12 protein-coding genes and 2 pseudogenes are annotated in these 16,000 nt (G+C 73.8%); 9 read left to right on the forward strand and 5 right to left on the reverse strand.

Annotation, left to right across the window (positions count from 1 at the left end):
* Positions 1-248: 248 nt before the first annotated feature.
* On the reverse strand, positions 249-1,400 hold the full coding sequence (locus tag ACZ7FF_RS32390) for a glycerate kinase (protein ID WP_470816703.1): 1,152 nt from the start codon (positions 1,398-1,400) through the stop codon (positions 249-251).
* 150 nt (positions 1,401-1,550) lie between these two features.
* Here ACZ7FF_RS32390 and ACZ7FF_RS32395 point away from each other — a divergent pair, with 150 nt between their 5' ends.
* From ACZ7FF_RS32395 to ACZ7FF_RS32410, 4 genes are all read left to right on the forward strand, one after another.
* Positions 1,551-2,654 carry an ADP-ribosylglycohydrolase family protein gene (locus ACZ7FF_RS32395; RefSeq protein WP_470816704.1) on the forward strand — a complete coding sequence of 368 codons (1,104 nt, stop codon included), beginning with the start codon at positions 1,551-1,553 and terminating at the stop codon, positions 2,652-2,654.
* A gap of 120 nt (positions 2,655-2,774) precedes the next feature.
* Entirely contained in the window at positions 2,775-3,266 is a 492-nt protein-coding gene (locus ACZ7FF_RS32400; RefSeq protein WP_470816705.1) for an NUDIX domain-containing protein, read from the forward strand.
* Positions 3,267-3,546: 280 nt separating this feature from the next.
* Entirely contained in the window at positions 3,547-4,176 is a 630-nt protein-coding gene (locus ACZ7FF_RS32405) for a hypothetical protein (RefSeq protein WP_470816706.1), read from the forward strand.
* Between the two features lie 236 nt (positions 4,177-4,412).
* Entirely contained in the window at positions 4,413-5,150 is a 738-nt protein-coding gene (locus ACZ7FF_RS32410) for an SIR2 family NAD-dependent protein deacylase (protein WP_470816708.1), read from the forward strand.
* Positions 5,151-5,194: 44 nt separating this feature from the next.
* Here ACZ7FF_RS32410 and ACZ7FF_RS32415 read toward each other — a convergent pair whose 3' ends face one another.
* The 4 genes from ACZ7FF_RS32415 to ACZ7FF_RS32430 all read right to left on the reverse strand — a co-directional run bounded on the left by ACZ7FF_RS32415 (position 5,195) and on the right by ACZ7FF_RS32430 (position 8,963).
* Complete coding sequence (locus ACZ7FF_RS32415; RefSeq protein ID WP_470816710.1) at positions 5,195-5,686, reverse strand: methylated-DNA--[protein]-cysteine S-methyltransferase; 492 nt, start codon at positions 5,684-5,686, stop codon at positions 5,195-5,197.
* Positions 5,687-5,696: 10 nt separating this feature from the next.
* A complete protein-coding gene (locus ACZ7FF_RS32420; protein ID WP_470816711.1) occupies positions 5,697-7,178 on the reverse strand; it encodes an AlkA N-terminal domain-containing protein in 1,482 nt (493 codons plus the stop codon).
* 92 nt (positions 7,179-7,270) lie between these two features.
* Positions 7,271-8,137 (reverse strand): methylenetetrahydrofolate reductase, encoded by an 867-nt coding sequence (locus ACZ7FF_RS32425; RefSeq protein ID WP_470816712.1) that lies wholly within the window; start codon positions 8,135-8,137, stop codon positions 7,271-7,273.
* Positions 8,138-8,405: 268 nt separating this feature from the next.
* Complete coding sequence (locus ACZ7FF_RS32430) at positions 8,406-8,963, reverse strand: MarR family winged helix-turn-helix transcriptional regulator (protein WP_470816713.1); 558 nt, start codon at positions 8,961-8,963, stop codon at positions 8,406-8,408.
* 282 nt (positions 8,964-9,245) lie between these two features.
* Here ACZ7FF_RS32430 and ACZ7FF_RS32435 point away from each other — a divergent pair, with 282 nt between their 5' ends.
* The 5 genes and pseudogenes from ACZ7FF_RS32435 (at position 9,246) to narI (ending at position 15,976) form a co-directional block, all read left to right on the forward strand.
* A complete protein-coding gene (locus ACZ7FF_RS32435; protein WP_470816715.1) occupies positions 9,246-11,099 on the forward strand; it encodes a chloride channel protein in 1,854 nt (617 codons plus the stop codon).
* A 28-nt stretch (positions 11,100-11,127) separates the two neighbouring features.
* Positions 11,128-13,299: pseudogene (locus ACZ7FF_RS32440) on the forward strand (molybdopterin-dependent oxidoreductase); the annotation flags it as partial.
* 1 nt (position 13,300) lies between these two features.
* Positions 13,301-14,685 (forward strand): annotated as a pseudogene (locus ACZ7FF_RS32445) (4Fe-4S dicluster domain-containing protein).
* Positions 14,682-15,284, forward strand: a complete 603-nt coding sequence (gene narJ / locus ACZ7FF_RS32450) for a nitrate reductase molybdenum cofactor assembly chaperone (protein WP_470816717.1) — start codon at positions 14,682-14,684, stop codon at positions 15,282-15,284. The pseudogene ACZ7FF_RS32445 and the gene narJ overlap by 4 nt, the downstream one beginning before the upstream one ends.
* Positions 15,281-15,976 carry a respiratory nitrate reductase subunit gamma gene (gene narI / locus ACZ7FF_RS32455; RefSeq protein WP_470816719.1) on the forward strand — a complete coding sequence of 232 codons (696 nt, stop codon included), beginning with the start codon at positions 15,281-15,283 and terminating at the stop codon, positions 15,974-15,976. The genes narJ and narI overlap by 4 nt, the downstream gene beginning before the upstream one ends.
* Positions 15,977-16,000: the final 24 nt, after the last annotated feature.

Raw genomic sequence — 16,000 nt, forward strand, 5'->3', positions numbered from 1 at the left:
ACGAGGGGCCCCGGACCACTGCTGGTCCGGGGCCCCTCGTCGTCGTCGGCGGCTCCCGTCTGCCCACCTCTCCCGGCTGACCGGGATCCTCCGGTGGCGAGTGGGCACGGCCCCCGGGCCTCCCGCCCCACCCGGCTCGGCTCGAGGAGCCGGAAGGGTGTCCTTCGCCAAGTCTCGTCGAGCCGAGCGAGTCGGGTGGTGAGCGGGCACGGGCCGGGCGTCCGGGGGCGCGGCCCCCCGGGGGGCCGTCAGCCCAAGTGGTCCTCGGCGATGCGCACGGCGACCCGCTCCAGGATCGGCCCGGCGTCCGAGATGCACTTCGCCACGTCCGGCTCCACCGACGTCAGCGGGTACGCCCGGCCGATCCCGGCCCGTTCGAGCGCGGCCGGCGCCAGCGCGAGGCGCCCGCACACCGCGATCACGGTCTTCCCCGCGGAGCGCGCCGCCGCGGCCACCCCCGCCGGTGCCTTGCCGTGCAGCGTCTGCTCGTCCAGCGACCCCTCGCCGGTGATCACCAGCGAGGCGCGCTCCAGCGCGGGCGCGAAGCCGAGGACGTCCAGCATGACCTCGATGCCGGGCCGGAACCGGGCGCCCAGCAGCAGCGCGCCGTACCCGATGCCGCCGGCCGCGCCGGCGCCCGGCGCGGCGGCGTACTCGGCCGCCCGCGGCCCGACCTCGGCCTCCAGCACCTTCGCGAAGTGGGCGAGGGCCGCGTCCAGGGTGTCCACGTCGTCCGGCGTGGCCCCCTTCTGCGGGCCGTAGACCGCCGGCGCGCCCTTGGGCCCGGTCAGCGGATTGTCGACATCGCTGGCCAGCACCAGCTCGACCGAGGACAGCCGGGGGTCCAGGCCGGAGAGGTCCACGCGGTCCAGGTCGGCGAGTCCGCCGCCGCCCGGGGTCACCGGCTCGCCCCGCCCGTCCAGGAACCGGGCGCCCAGCGCCGACAGCATGCCCGCGCCGCCGTCCGTGGTGGCGCTGCCGCCCACACCGAACACGATCGTCCTCGCGCCCGCGTCCAGCGCGGCCCGCAGCAGCTCACCCGAGCCGTACGTCGAGGCCGTCAGCGGCGCGAAGACACCGGCGGGCAGCCGCTGCAGGCCGCTCGCCTCGGCCATCTCCACCACCGCGGTGCCGTCGCGCAGCGCGAACGCGGCGGTCACCTCCTCGCCGAGCGGCCCGGCGACGCGGATCTCGTGCCGTTCGAAGCCGGCCGCGACCGCCGCGTCCACGGTGCCGTCGCCGCCGTCGGCCACGGGCAGCGCCTCGACCGGGAGATCCGGCACGACACGGCGCAGCCCGGCCGTCACCCGCTCGGCGACCTGCACGGCCGTCAGCGAGCCCTTGAACTTGTCCGCGGCGATGAGCACCCGACGGGTCTCGTTCCCTGCAGCGTCCGCCACCTTGCTTACCCCTTGCTCTCCGGGCCCCGCGCACGTCAGGGCCAGTCGCGCCGCTGCGACCTTAACCTCAGGACGCCCCCGCCGTCATGCCCCGACCGAAGGCTGGGCAGTGCCTGGGAGCCGGCCGGGCAAAACGGGTAGACCCCTGCCATGGACACCCAGCGCACCGGGCCCGATCTCGCCGACCGCATCCACGGCGGCTGGCTCGGCCGGATCGCGGGCAACATGCTCGGCAAGCCGGTCGAGCAGGGCGAGGTGTGGACGCGCGAGCGCATCGACCGCTATCTGCGGCGGGCCGAGGCGCTGCCGCTCACCGACTACCTGCCCGAGCCCGCGGACGCCGACGACGCCGCCGTACTGCGCCCGGAGTGGCGGGCCTGCGTGCGCGGGCGGATCGACGGCAGCTGCCGGGACGACGACGTGGACTACGCGATCCTCGGCCTGCACCTGCTGGAGACCCACGGCTTCGGCTTCAGCACGGAGGACGTCGGCGAGCTGTGGCTGCTGCGGCTGCCGTACCTGCAGACCTTCACGGCGGAGCGGGCGGCGTACCGGAACCTGGCGAAGGGGCTGAAGCCGCCGGTGACGGCGACGTACGACAACCCGTACCAGGAGTGGATCGGCGCGCTGATCCGCGCCGACGTGCACGGCTGGACCTGCCCGGGCGACCCGGTCCGCGCGGCCGGTCTGGCCCGCCGGGACGCGGTGCTCTCGCACTCCGGCAACGGCGTCTACGGCGCCATGTGGGCGGCCGCCCTGGTCGCGGCCGCGTTCACCGCCCCGACGGTGCGGGACGCGCTGGACAGCGCGCTCGGTGTGATCCCCCCGGGCAGCCGGCTCGCCCGTACCGTGCGGCGGGTCATGTCCCTGCACGAGACCCGCCTGGGCTGGGAGGACACCCTGGCCACGATGTCCACCGAGACCGCAGGGCTGGGGTGGATCCACACCGTCCCGAACGTGGCCGTGCTCACCGCCGGGCTGCTCTACGGCGACGGCGACTTCACCCGGACCCTCGCCCTCACCGTGCGCGGCGGCCTGGACACCGACTCCAACGGGGCGACGGCCGGCTCGGTGGCCGGTGTGCTCACCGGCGCGTCCGCCATCCCGGACCGGTGGAAGGACCCGCTGCGGGACACGGTGCGCAGCGCGGTGTTCGGCTTCGACGGGGTGCGGATCAGCGACCTCGCCGAGCGCACCCTGAGGCTGGCGGCCGCGTCCGGGCGCCCCGAGTCCGACGGCGCGCGTGTCTCCTGAGCGCCGTGGTCCCCGCGTCGCACGCCGTCCCGTGCGCCCCGCACGGGCACTCGCGTGCGGGTCCGGCCGCCACCATGCGCCGGTGCCGGACGGGGTGGGCGTGGCGCTACCCTCGGCGGGGTGACCACTTCGGACTTCGCCGCGTACATCGCGGGCCTGCCCCGTGTCCTCGCCGGTGCCGCGGCGCTCTTCCGGGACGCCGAGGGGCGGGTGCTGCTCGTCGAGCCCAACTACCGCGAGGGATGGGCGCTGCCGGGCGGCACGATCGAGTCGGACGACGGCGAGACACCCCGCCAGGGCGCCCGCCGGGAGACCCTGGAGGAGATCGGCCTCGACCGGGAACCGGGCCGGCTGCTGGCGGTGGACTGGGTGAACGGCGTGGGCCGCCCGCCGCTGGTCGCCTACCTCTACGACGGCGGCGTCCTCACGGACGCCGATCTGAAGGCCATCCGGCTGCAGGAGGAGGAGCTGCTCTCCTGGCGCCTGGTCCCCCGCGAGGAGATCACCGGCCACCTCCCCGGCGCCCTCGGCCGCCGCGTCCTGGCCGCCCTCGACGTCCTCACCGAAGCCGCCCCCACAGCCGAACTGGAGAACGGCCACCGCGCCGTCTGACCCCGGGTCCGAAGCCCGGTCCGTGTACAGGCCCGGGCGGTGCCGGTCCGACGCGCTTGCGCTGCCACGCCGCTGTGCCGGGCTCCTCGTACATGTAGCCATGTCGGCCCCTCGACTCTCGCCGAACCGGCTCCGTCCTTCTCCTCGCGGCTCTGAGACGGAAACAGGTCGTTGACGCAGCCTTCCAGCTCCTCAGGACCGCGCGGGCCGGTTCGCCGCTCGATCCGCAGATGAAGGTGTTCGAGCACGCCGCTGCCGGCTACAACGACGAGGTGAACGGGTGGTGACCTCGCACGGCATCGACGCCTGTACGGCAGATCAGGTCTCACTGGAGCAGGCGGTGAGCAAGAAGGCCAGGAGCAACGGGGTGGCGTTGGACTTCCGGTTCGTCGGTTACAAGGTCCCGCGGAAAGAGCAGCAGCCGCTCGCCTGGTTGGCCAAAGCGACCCACGCCTCCGACCCCCGGTTCGTCAGCACACCGAAGGACCTCGCCACAACCCTCAAGCAGCTCGCGATCCCCGATTCTCCGGATGTCAGGCACGTCAACGTCCCGTCCACGACGACAACGTCGCCATCCACTCCCACCGCGTGGCTCAGCCTGTCCACCTCGTCGGTGAAGGTCGACGACGACTACACGGCGAAGGTGGGCGGGATGCGAGTCCGGGCGCCGAGCCGATGCCGAGCTGCGGTACGAGAAAGAGAACACGACTGGGCCAGTCGGCGCACACGCACGTCCCAACCCTGCGAGCCCTGGCGAAACGGTCACGGTTACCGGCAGCGGTTTCGCACCGCGCCTCCGCATCGACCAGGTCGCCTCGGGAACGGAGCTCACGGTGTCGCTCAGAGTGCAGCCGGCGACACCGGCTCTCTCGCCATCCCCCACACCCACTCGGGCATCGCCGTCCGGTGAACCGCATTCGTCCCGCATCGCCGATGGGAGCGCTACCGCACCTGCCCGCAGGTCCGGGCGACGGCGCCCAGACGCCGGTGGGTCGGCAGGGTGCGCCGTGAGTACCGCGCCTTTCCCGGCTCGCCCGGGGCATCCACAGGTGTGTCACCCGGTGCCCTGAACGCTTCGGGTGCCGATCGTATTGACGGACCCGATACTCGCTCGCCCCAGCGACGCAGGCGACCTACTCTCGCCCCATGAACAGGCCTCTCGTAGCCATTCTCAGCGGCGCAGGTATTTCCACCGACTCCGGGATCCCGGACTATCGGGGGCCGAACGGGCTGTGGCGGCGGGATCCGGGGGCCGAGAAGCTCGTCACGTACGAGTACTACATGGGCGATCCGGAGATCCGGCGGCGGTCCTGGGAGATGCGGCGCGGGAATCGCGCGTTGGCGGCGGAGCCGAACGTGGCGCATCTGGCCGTGGCGGAGCTGGAGCGGTCCGGGGTGCCGGTGCGGGTGATCACGCAGAACGTGGACGGTCTGCACCAGCTGGCCGGGATGCCCGCGCGCAAGGTGCTCGAACTGCACGGCAGCGCGCGGAGTGTGGTGTGCACGCGATGCCATGTGCGCACGTCCATGGAGGACGCCCTCGCCCGTGTCGACGCCGGTGAGGCCGATCCGCCATGCCTGGAGTGCGGCGGCATCCTCAAGTCCGCCACCGTGATGTTCGGCGAGAACCTGGACCCGGTGGTGCTCGGCGAGGCCGTGGCCATCACCAAGGCCTGCCAGGTGTTCATCGCCGTCGGCAGCAGCCTCCAGGTCCAGCCCGCCGCGGGCCTCGCCGGGGTCGCCGCCGACCACGGCGCCCGGCTCGTCATCGTCAACGCCGAGCCGACGCCGTACGACGAACTGGCCGACCGGGTCGTCCGCGAACCCATCGGCACGGCCCTCCCCGACCTGCTGCGCCGCCTGAGCACCGGAGATGACGTCTGATCACAAGGGCGGCCCCGTCAGAGGGGCCGTCCTGTAACGCGCTTCTAGAACAGCGCCGTTCCGCGTTCGAAGTCCAGCAGGCGGCGCTTGCGGGCGAGTCCGCCGCCGTAGCCGGTGAGGCTGCCGTCGGAGCCGATCACGCGGTGGCAGGGGACGATGATGCCGACGGGGTTGCGGCCGTTGGCGAGGCCCACCGCGCGGGAGGCCTGGGGATTGCCGAGGGCGTCGGCGAGTTCGCCGTAGGTGCGGGTCTCGCCGTAGGGGATCGCGGCGAGCTGTGCCCAGACTCTGCGCTGGAACGGCGTTCCGTGCAAAGCGAGTTCGAGGGTGAACTCCTTCAGCTCGCCAGCGAAGTACGCCGACAGCTGCTCACCCGCCGCGGCGAAGCAGGCCGGGCCGTCCTCGCGCGGGCCGAAGTCCTCCTCGGGCGGGCGGTGCCGCTGGTCCACCATGTACAGGCCGCACAGGGCCTCGTCGGCGTCGGCGACCAGCGTGAGCGGGCCGTAGGGGCTGTCCAGCACGGTGTGACACTTCACGGGAACCTTCTTATACCGGGAGGAAGTTGATCGGGTGGCCGTCGGTCGCCCACAGGTACTGCACCGCGTACGCGCGCCAGGGGCGCCAGGCCTCGGCGCGCGCGGTGAGCGCGGCCGGGGTGGAGGGCAGCCCCAGCTCCTTCGCGGCGCGCCGGATGCCGAGGTCGGTGGCGAGGAAGGCGTCCGGGTCGCCGAGGGCGCGCATGGCGATGACGTCGGCGGTCCAGGGCCCGAAGCCGGGCAGCGCGAGCAGCCGGGCCCGGGCCTCGGCCCGGTCGGACTCCACTCCCAAGTGGAGTGCGCCGTCGGCGAGTTGACGCACGAGGGTGGTGAAGGTGGTGCGCCGGGTGCGGGGCATCGCGAGGGTCTCGGGGTCGAGCGCGGCGAGCGCCTCGGGGGACGGGAAGAGGTGGGTGAGGCCGCCCTCGGGGTCGTCGAGCGGCTTGCCGTGCGCGGTGACCAGCCGGGCCGCGTGGGTGCGGGCGGCGGCCGTGGAGACCTGCTGGCCCAGCACGGCCCGGACGGCGAACTCGGCCTCGTCCACGGTGCGCGGCACCCGGCGGCCCGGGGCGCGGTCGACCAGCGGTGCCAGGAGCGGGTCGGTGCGCAGCCGGCCGTCGACGGCGACCGGGTCGGCGTCCAGGTCGAGCATGCGGCGGCAGCGGCTGATCGCCACGGTCAGGTCGCGCAGGTCGCTGAGGGTGAGGCGGCAGGCGATGTGGTCGGGGCGGGGGGCTAGGGAGACGATCCCGTGGCCGTACGGCAGGCTGAGCGTGCGCCGGTAGGCGCCCTCGCGCCACTCCTCGACGCCGGGTACGGCGGTGGCGGCGAGGTGGCCGAAGAGGTTGTCGGGGTTGAGCGGGGCGCGGAACGGCAGTCGCAGGCAGAGGGTCCCGGGGGTGCCGGCCGCACGCCCGGCGGGCACCCGGCCGCGCAGCTCGCTCGGGGACAGGGCGAAGACCTCGCGGACGGTGTCGTTGAAGGTGCGGATCGAGGAGAAGCCGGCCGCGAAGGCGATCTCCGCCATGGGCAGCGGGGTGGTCTCGATCAGCAGCCGCGCGGTCTGGGCGCGCTGGGCGCGGGCGAGCGCGAGGGGACCCGCGCCCAGTTCGGCGAGGAGCTGCCGCTCGACCTGCCGGGTGCTGTAGCCGAGCCGGGCGGCGAGTCCGGGCACGCCCTCGCGGTCCACGACGCCGTCGGCGATGAGGCGCATGGCGCGGGCCACGAGGTCGGCGCGCTGGTTCCACTCCGGGGAGCCGGGGCTGGTGTCCGGGCGGCATCGCTTGCAGGCCCGGAACCCGGCCTGCTGGCAGGCGGCCGCGCTCGGGTAGAACGTCATGTTCTCCGGCTTGGGCGGAACGACGGGGCAGCTGGGCCGGCAGTAGATCCGGGTGGTCAGGACCGCCGTGAAGAACCACCCGTCGAACCGTGCGTCCTTGGACTGCACGGCGCGTACGCAGTGCTCCCGGTCGATGTGCGTGGCTGTCTGCATACGTCCAGCATCGGCCACCCCCTGCCCCGCCCGCTGGCGAGAATCCGACACGTACCTGCCGGTGGCCAGGACCGCGGCCGGAGCCTTCGGCGTCAGCCGCGCGGGCGGAACCGGGTGATCCACTCCGACGTGGCCCGCAGTCCGCCGAAGGTGTAGAAGTGCACCTTCACCGCGCCGTGCCGGGCCGGGTCGTAGCGGTCTGCCAGGGCGTGCAGGAAGCGGTCCGGGCCGGTCGTACCCATCAGGTTGGTCAGCGAGAAGCCGTACTTGCGGGCCACGGAGGCGCTGGTGGCGACGCCGAACCGGGTGGCGTAGCCGAGCAGGCGGCGCACGCCGGCCGGGCCGGGCACGCCGATGCGGACGGGCAGGTGCACGCCCCGGGCACGGACCGCCTCCAGCCAGCCGAGCACGGCGTCGGCGTCGAAGCCGAACTGGGTGATGACGTCGCCGGTGAAGCGGCCGTCGCCGATGGCCGCCGCCTTGTCGGTGAGTGCCGACCACAGGACCTGGTCGGTTATCGCGGGATGGCCCTCCGGGTAGCCGCTGATGCCGATGTGGCGCACGCCGTGGTGCTGCAGCAGTCCGGTGCGGATGACGGCGAGGGCGTCCGCGTAGGGGCCCTCGGGCCGGGCGGGGTCGCCGCCGACGACGAAGACGTCACCCGCCGTGCCGTCTGCCGCGAGGCCGGAGAGGAACTCCTCCAGGGCCGCGCGGGAGGGCAGCCGACGCGCGGAGATGTGCGGTACGGGGACGAAGCCGAGCCGCTTGACCGCGCGGGCCGCCGCCAGCCGCACGGTGTGGTCCTCGCCGGCGAGGAAGGTGATGTTGATCCGGGTGCCCTGCGGGATGCCGTCGCGCGCCTCCTCCAGACCGGGCACGTCCTTGCCGGTCATCTCCAGCGAGAAGTCGTCCAGCAGGGCGGTGCCCACCGCGGCGGGTGCGGTGAGAGCGGGGTTCATCGTGCTCCTTGCGGCTGCGAACGGTGCGCCGGTGTACGGCTGGGGTCCTGGCCCCGGCCGATGATGTCACGGGCGCCCCGCGCACCGACCGCGGCCCCGGCGCGGTGCCGGGTTCACGGATCGCCGGGCCCGGGAGTCGGCGGCGGCCCCGGTGTGGGGGGTTCAGCGGATCGTCCACCGAGCCCGGAAGCCGGACGCGGCCCCGGCGCGGTGCCGGGTTCACGGATCGCCGGGCCCGGGAGTCGGCGGCGACCCCGGTGTGGGGGGTTCAGCGGATCGTCCACCAGGCCTGGGAGCCGGCCGCCTCGGCGGACGCGTCGAGGCCGGGGTCGAGTCCGCCGGCGGCGGCCGTGAGTGCGGTGAGGGCCGGGACGAGACCGGCGCGCTCCGGTGCGGGCAGCCGTTCGACCAGGGTGCGGATCTCGGCGCGGCGGTGGTTCAGGACACGGTCCACCAGGTCCTCTCCCGCGGTGGTCAGCCGCAGCACGACCTCGCGCCGGTTGTCGGGGTTGACCCGCCGGTCGGTGAGGCCGAGGGCCTCCAGTCGCTCGACCATGCGCAGCGCGGTGGACGGCGTGACGCCCAGCGTGGCGGCCATGGCGGCCAGCTTGATCGGGCCGCAGCTGTGCAGGGCGACCAGGGAGCGCAGTTGGGGCAGGGTCAGCGGCGCGTCGACGGAGGCGAGGGCGCGGGCGGAGAGGGCGACGATCAGCCGGGAGGCCGCCATCACGGCGAGGGTGACCTCCTCCGCCTCCCTGTCCAGCCCGTTCTCGTCGGCGCCGGACTCCGCCGGGCGGTGCTGCGGGCCGCTGTCCTGCTGGGCCATGGACTCCTCGTTCCCCTTGTCCTGTCCACCATGTGGATGCCCCCGGTCACCCGGGGTGACCATTGCAGACTGCAATGATAAGCTCCGGTCATGCCGGGCCGTGCGGGCGCGACGGCTCCGGTGCCGAGAGTGACGACGATACGCCGACGGTCGGTTGTCGACCGTTCGCCGTCGGCCGCTGACCACACCCTCCACCGACCGATCACCGGTGCCGACCGCCTGCCGTCCTCGGCGGTCGGCCGCCCTGCCCACGTACCCGTCTCAGACCCTTACGGAGCAGCCATGCGCTCGCAGACCTCCGCAAGCCGCCCCTCCCCCGCCCGGCATCTGCCACCCCTGAAGATCCCGCACCTCGGCGACTTCCACGTACCCCCGCGGGTCGTCCTGATCAGCGCGCTGGCGATACCCGTCGGAGCCGTGTCGGCACTGGTGGCCGCCGGGCTGCTGAAGCTGATCGCGCTGATCACCAACCTGTGCTTCCGCGGCCGGTTCGGGTTCGGTGCCGCCGTGCCCGCCGACTCCCCGCACCGCTGGCTGCTGCTGGTGATGCCGGTGGTGGGCGGCCTGGTCATCGGGGTGATGGCCCGCTACGGCTCGGAGAAGATCCGGGGCCACGGCATGCCCGAGGCCATCGAGTCGATCCTCGTGGGCGGCAGCCGGGTGCAGCCGCGCGTGGCCGTGTTCAAGCCGGCCTCGGCCGCGATATCCATAGGCACCGGCGGCCCGTTCGGCGCCGAGGGCCCGATCATCATGACCGGCGGGGCCGTCGGCTCCCTGCTCGCGCAGTTCCTGCGCGTGACGACGGACGAGCGCAAGGCGCTGCTGGTGGCGGGGTCCGCCGCCGGTATGGCGGCGACCTTCAACGCCCCTCTCGCCTCGATCCTGCTGGCGGTGGAGCTGCTGCTCTTCGAGTGGCGGCCCCGCTCCTACCTCCCGGTCGCCGTCGCCGCCGTGACCGCCACCCTGGTGCGCGGTCCGCTGCTCGGCACCGACCCGCTGTTCGGCGGCGCCCACGTGCCCTCCCGCATCGGCCTGCCCTCCTACGCGCTGTGCCTGGTCGCGGGCGCGGCGGCCGGTCTGCTCGCGCTCGGCGCCACCGCCCTCGTCTACTTCTCCGAGGACGCCTTCTCCCGGCTGCGCATCCACTGGATGTGGTGGCCCGCGATCGGCGGAGCGGTCATCGGCCTGGGCGGCCTGGTCGAGCCGCGCGCGCTCGGCGTCGGCTACGACGTCATCGGCGCCCTGCTGACCGGACACGCCACGACCGGGCTGATCATCGGCATCCTCGTGGTCAAGACCCTGATCTGGGGCCTGTCGCTGGGCTCGGGCACCTCCGGCGGCGTGCTGGCCCCCATGTTCATGGTCGGCGGCGCCCTCGGGGCGGCCGAGGCCATGGTCTTCCCGCACGTCAGCCCCGGCTTCTGGGCACTGGTCTCGCTCGCCGGGGTGCTGGGCGGTGTCATGCGCTCCCCGCTCACCGGCATCGTCTTCTGCCTGGAACTCACCCATGAGGTCAACGCGTTGATCCCCATGGTCATCACGGCGTCGACCGCCTATCTGCTCTCGGTGGTGCTGCTGAAGCGGTCGGTGCTCACCGAGAAGCTGGCGCGGCGGGGCCTGCACCTCACCCGCGAGTACTCCGTGGACCCGCTCGAGGTGCACCTCGTACGGCAGTTGGAGACACCCGTCGGGGTGTCCTTCGACGCGGGACGGGCGGCCGGCGAGATCACCGCGCTGCTGCGCGCCGCGCACGACGCGGGCGATCCGGAACGGCTGCTCGCCCAGCGCCTGTACCCGGTGCTGGGGCCGGACGGCGAGCTGAACGGCGTCGTGACGCGCGGCCAACTGGTCCACGCGGACGCCGCCGACCGCACCCCGCTCGGCGAACTGGCCCGGCCCGCGGTCGTCGCGCACCCCGACGAGACCCTGCGGGCGCTGGCCAACCGCATGGCGCGGCACGAGGTCACCCGGCTGCTGGTGGTCACGCGCGAGGCGGATCAGCGCGTCGAGGGCATCATCACCCTGCGCCATCTGCTGACGGCCCGCCGTATCGACCTGCACGAGGAGCACCACGCCGAGCGCGTCCTCACCCTGTGGCCCCGCCGCACCCCGGCCCCGGCGACGGCCACGAGCTGACCTGCCGGCGACCGGAACCCGGGCCGCCGCCGGGCAGGAGGCGATCACCTCGGTGCCGGCCGCCGCGGTGGAGCGGCTGGCCCGGGAGTTCGCGGACACGGCGGAGCGGAGCCGGGGCCGCTGCATGATCGTGATGGGCGCCGGCACCAACCACTGGTTCCATTCCGACACCATCTACCGCTCCTTCCTCACCCTGCTGCTGCTCACCGGCTGCCAGGGCGTCAACGGCGGCCGCTGGGCGCACTACGTCGGCCAGGAGAAGGTGCGCCCCTACGCCGGCTGGCAGCAGCTGCAGTCGGCCGCCGACTGGGTGCGCCCGTCCCGGCAGATGGCGGGGACGCCGTACTGGTACCTGCACACCGACCAGTGGCGCTACGACGCGCTGGGCGCCGACGCCCTCGCCGCGCCCACCGGCCGGGGCCTGTTCACCGGGCGGCACACGGCGGACCTGGTGGCCCAGTCGATGCGGCTCGGCTGGATGCCCACCGCCCCCGCCTTCTCGGCCAACCCCCTCGACCTCGGCGACGCCGTACGGCGCAGCGGGCACGAACCGGACGAGTGGGTGGCCTCCCAACTGGCGGCGGGTGAGCTGTCCTTCGCGTGCGAGGACCCCGACGACCCCGCCAACTGGCCCCGGGTGCTGACCGTCTGGCGGGCCAACCTGATCGGCTCCTCGGCCAAGGGCAACGAGTTCTTCCTGCGCCATCTGCTGGGCGCGAGCGACAACGCGCACGCCGAGGAGGCACCGCCCGGGGCCCGGCCGCGGGACGTCGCCTGGCGTCCCGAGGCGCCGCGCGGCAAGCTCGACCTGCTGCTCGCGCTGGACTTCCGGATGACGTCGACCACGCTGATGGCCGACCTGGTGCTGCCCGCCGCCACCTGGTACGAGAAGCACGACCTGTCCAGCACCGACATGCATCCCTATGTGCACGCGTTCTCCCCGGCGATCAGCCCGCCGTGGGAGGCCCGCACCGACTTCGAGGTCTTCCACGCGCTGGCCGCGAAGTTCAGCGAACTCGCCGCGGACCGGCTGGGCACGGCGTACGACCTGGTGGCCACGCCCCAGCAGCACGATACCCCCGGCGAGACCGCCCAGCCCGGCGGCACGGTGCGCGACTGGCGGGCCGGCTGGGCTCCCCGCCCCGGCGGCAACCTCCCGCACTTCACGGTGGTCGAGCGCGACTACGCGGCCGTCGCGGACAAGCTGGCGGCGCTCGGTCCGCTCGCCGAGGAGCACGGCATGACCGTGAAGGGCGTCACCGTACGGCCGGCCGCGGAGGCCCGCTGGCTGGCCGCCCGCTGCGGCACCGCGCACTCCGGGACCGCGCGCGGGCGCCCGCTGCTGGACTCCGACGTCAAGTTCTGCGAGGCGATCCTCGCGCTGTCCGGCACCACCAACGGGCGCCTGGCGGCCGAGGGGTTCGAGCGGCTCGCCGAACGCTGCGGCCCCGGCAGCGGCTTCGCCATGCTCGCCGAGGCGGTGCACGAACGGCGCGTGGTGTTCTCCGACACCCAGGACCGGCCGGTCCAGGTCGGCACCAGCTTCGAGTGGTCCGGCAAGGAGGCCCCCGACCGGCGCTACTCCCCCTTCACCGTCAACACCGAGCACCACAAGCCCTGGCACACCCTGACCGGCCGCCAGCACTTCTACCTGGACCACGACTGGATGGCCGAGCTGGGCGAGCAACTGCCCGTCTACCGGCCGCCGCTGGACCTGTCGGCGGGCGCGGACGCCGGTGAGCGCGAGGTGGAGGTGCGCTACCTCACCCCGCACTCCAAGTGGTCGATCCACTCGGAGTACCAGGAGAACCTGCTCATGCAGACCCTGGCCCGCGGCGGCCCGGTCATCTGGATGAGCGTCGCCGACGCGGAGACGATCGGCGCGGCCGACAACGACTGGGTGGAGGCGGTCAACCCCAACGGGGTGGTGGTGGCCCGCGCGGTGGTCTCCCACCGCATGCCGCCCGGCACGGTGTTCATGTACCACGTGCAGGAGCGGCTGGTGAACGTGCCGCGCTCGGCGGCCACCGGCAGGCGCGGCGGCGTCCACAACGCGCTCACCCGTGTGCTCGTCAAACCCACCCATCTCATCGGCGGCTACGGCCAGTTGTCGTTCGCCCCCAACTACTACGGCCCCACCGGAAACCAGCGCGACGCCCGTACCGTGATCCGCCGCCGCGCCCAGGAGGTGCAGTACTGACATGCGCTGTATGGCACAGGTCGCCATGGTCATGAACCTCGACAAGTGCATCGGCTGCCACACCTGCTCGGTCACCTGCAAGCAGACGTGGACCAACCGCAGGGGCACCGAGTACGCGTGGTTCAACAACGTCGAGACCCGGCCCGGACAGGGCTATCCGAGGGGACACGAGGACCAGGAGCGCTGGCGGGGCGGCTGGCGGCTGGACCCCCGGGGCCGGAGCACCTCGCCGGGGACCCGGTGCTGCGGCGGATGAACGAGCAGGTCCGCCTGGAGTACGAGCAGGCGTTCATGTTCCACCTGCCGCGCATCTGCGAGCACTGCCTCAACCCCAGCTGTGTGGCCGTGTGCCCGTCCGGGGCGCTGTACAAGCGGGTCGAGGACGGCATCGTGCTGGTCGACCAGGACCGGTGCCGCGGCTGGCGGATGTGCGTGAGCGGCTGCCCGTACAAGAAGGTGTACTTCAACCACGCCACCGGCAAGGCCGAGAAGTGCACCTTCTGCTACCCGCGGATCGAGGCCGGCGAGCCCACCGTGTGCTCGGAGACCTGCGTGGGCCGGCTGCGCTACCTCGGGGTCATGCTGTACGACGCCGACCGGGTGGGCGAGGCCGCCGCCGTGGCCGACGAACAGCAGTTGTACGAGGCCCAGTTGGACTGCTTCCTCGATCCGCACGACCCGGCCGTGGTGCGGGCCGCCGAGGAGGCCGGCATTCCGCACGACTGGATCACGGCGGCCCGTCGCTCCCCGGTCCGGGACCTCGTCATCACGTACCGGATCGCGCTCCCGCTGCACCCGGAGTACCGCACGATGCCGATGGTCTGGTACGTGCCCCCGCTCTCCCCCGTCGTCGAGGCGCTCACCCTCAGCGGCCACGACGGCGAGGAACCGGCGGCCCTGTTCGGTGCGATCGACGCCCTGCGCATCCCCCTCGGCTACCTCGCCGGGCTGTTCACCGCGGGCGACACCGCGCCCGTCGAGGCGGCCCTGTGCCGGCTGGCCGCGATGCGCGCGCACATGCGGCGCGTCAACCTCGGAGAGGAACGCGACCCCGCGATCGCCCGGGGCGTGGGCATGACGGAGGACGGCCTGGAGGCCATGTACCGGCTGCTGGCCCTCGCCAAGTACGAGGAGCGCTACGTCGTCCCGACCACCTACGTCGCCGGTGCCGGCACGGACGGCCCCGCCGGGGACGGCTGCAGCCTGGAGCACGCCGGGGGTCCCGGGATGTACGACGGGGCGGCCTTCCACGCGCCCCCCGTCCCCGCCGCGGCGGGCGCGGGGGCGGGCGGCGGTTCGCTGCGCGGCCGGGTCAACCTGCTCAACTGGAACGGCCGGGGCCGCCCGGGCGGTCTGTTCCCCGACCGGAAGGGCGAGGCCCGATGAGCCACTTGCACCGGGTGGTGCACCAGGCCGCCGCGCTGCTGCTCGACCACCCCGGCGAGGACTGGCCGGAACGCCGGGAGCGGGTCGCCGCCGCGCTCGGACGGCTGCCGGGCCCCGAGACGGAGCCCCTGCTGGCGTTCTGCCGGGCCACCGCCCACGTCCCGCCGCTGGACCTCTCGGCCCGCTACGTCACCACCTTCGACCGCAGCCGCCGCCGCACCCTCTACCTGACCCACTACACCGACGGCGACACCCGCCGCAGGGGCGCCTCCCTCGCCGCGCTCAAGGCCCGCTACCGGGAGCACGGCTGGGAACCGGCCCGGGGCGAACTGCCCGACTACCTGCCCGCGCTGCTGGAGTTCGCCGCGCGCTGCCCCGTGCCGGGCCGGGAGGTGCTGGCCGGGCACCGCGGCCCCCTCGACCTGCTCGCCCGGGGCCTCGCCGCCCACGGCAGCCCCTACCTCGACGTGGTCCGCTCGGTCCGGGCCACCCTGCCGGCCGCTCCGCAGGTCCGGGTCACGGTGCCGCCGCAGGAGGGCCCGGCGCCCGTGCCGTACCCGCTCGGACACGCCGAGGGCGACGAAGGAGTCCGCCGATGACGCATCTGCAGATCGCGCTGTGGGGCGTGCTGCCCTACCTCGCCCTGGCCGTACTGGTCGCCGGCACGGCCTGGCGCTACCGGTACGACCGCTTCGGCTTCACCACGCGCTCCAGCCAGCTCCACGAGTCCCGGCTGCTGCGGGTCGCCGGGCCGCTCTTCCACTACGCCCTGTTCCTCGTCGCGGGCGGGCACGTGATGGGGCTCATGGTCCCGGAGTCGCTGACCCGGTGGCTGCGGATCAGCGAGGCCCAGTACCACGCGGTCGCCCTGGCCATCGGCGGCGCGGCGGGCGTCGCCGCGGTCACCGGCCTCGGGCTGCTGCTGTACCGCCGGCTGCGGGTGCCCGCCGTACGCCGGGCGAGCAGCCGCGGCGACCGGGTGACGCTCCCGCTGCTCGCGCTCGTGCTGCTCGCGGGGCTGACCGCCACCGCCTCCTCGGTGACCAACCCCTACGACTACCGGCTGGGCGTCTCCGTGTGGTTCCGCAGTCTGTTCGCCCTCGACCCCGACGTCGGCGCCATGGCGCACGCGCCGCTCGTCTACCAGTGCCACGCGCTGCTCGCCCTGGCGCTGTTCGCGCTGTGGCCGTTCGGCCGCCTGGTGCACGCGTTCGCCGTCCCGCTGGGTTATGTCGTGCGGCCCTACGTCGTCTACCGCTCCCGGGGCCGGGCCGCGGTCACGGACCGGTGAGACGTCCCCGCTCCGGCCGCGGAC

Source organism: Streptomyces sp. NPDC037126, assembly GCF_055605965.1.

Coding starts and splice junctions, on each gene's coding strand:
- ACZ7FF_RS32395 (WP_470816704.1), top strand. CDS start 1,551: ATGGACACCCAGCGCACCGGGCCCGATCTCGCCGACCGCATCCACGGC.
- ACZ7FF_RS32410 (WP_470816708.1), top strand. CDS start 4,413: ATGAACAGGCCTCTCGTAGCCATTCTCAGCGGCGCAGGTATTTCCACC.
- ACZ7FF_RS32420 (WP_470816711.1), bottom strand. CDS start 7,178: ATGCAGACAGCCACGCACATCGACCGGGAGCACTGCGTACGCGCCGTG.
- ACZ7FF_RS32425 (WP_470816712.1), bottom strand. CDS start 8,137: ATGAACCCCGCTCTCACCGCACCCGCCGCGGTGGGCACCGCCCTGCTG.
- ACZ7FF_RS32430 (WP_470816713.1), bottom strand. CDS start 8,963: ATGGCCCAGCAGGACAGCGGCCCGCAGCACCGCCCGGCGGAGTCCGGC.
- ACZ7FF_RS32435 (WP_470816715.1), top strand. CDS start 9,246: ATGCGCTCGCAGACCTCCGCAAGCCGCCCCTCCCCCGCCCGGCATCTG.
- narJ (WP_470816717.1), top strand. CDS start 14,682: ATGAGCCACTTGCACCGGGTGGTGCACCAGGCCGCCGCGCTGCTGCTC.
- narI (WP_470816719.1), top strand. CDS start 15,281: ATGACGCATCTGCAGATCGCGCTGTGGGGCGTGCTGCCCTACCTCGCC.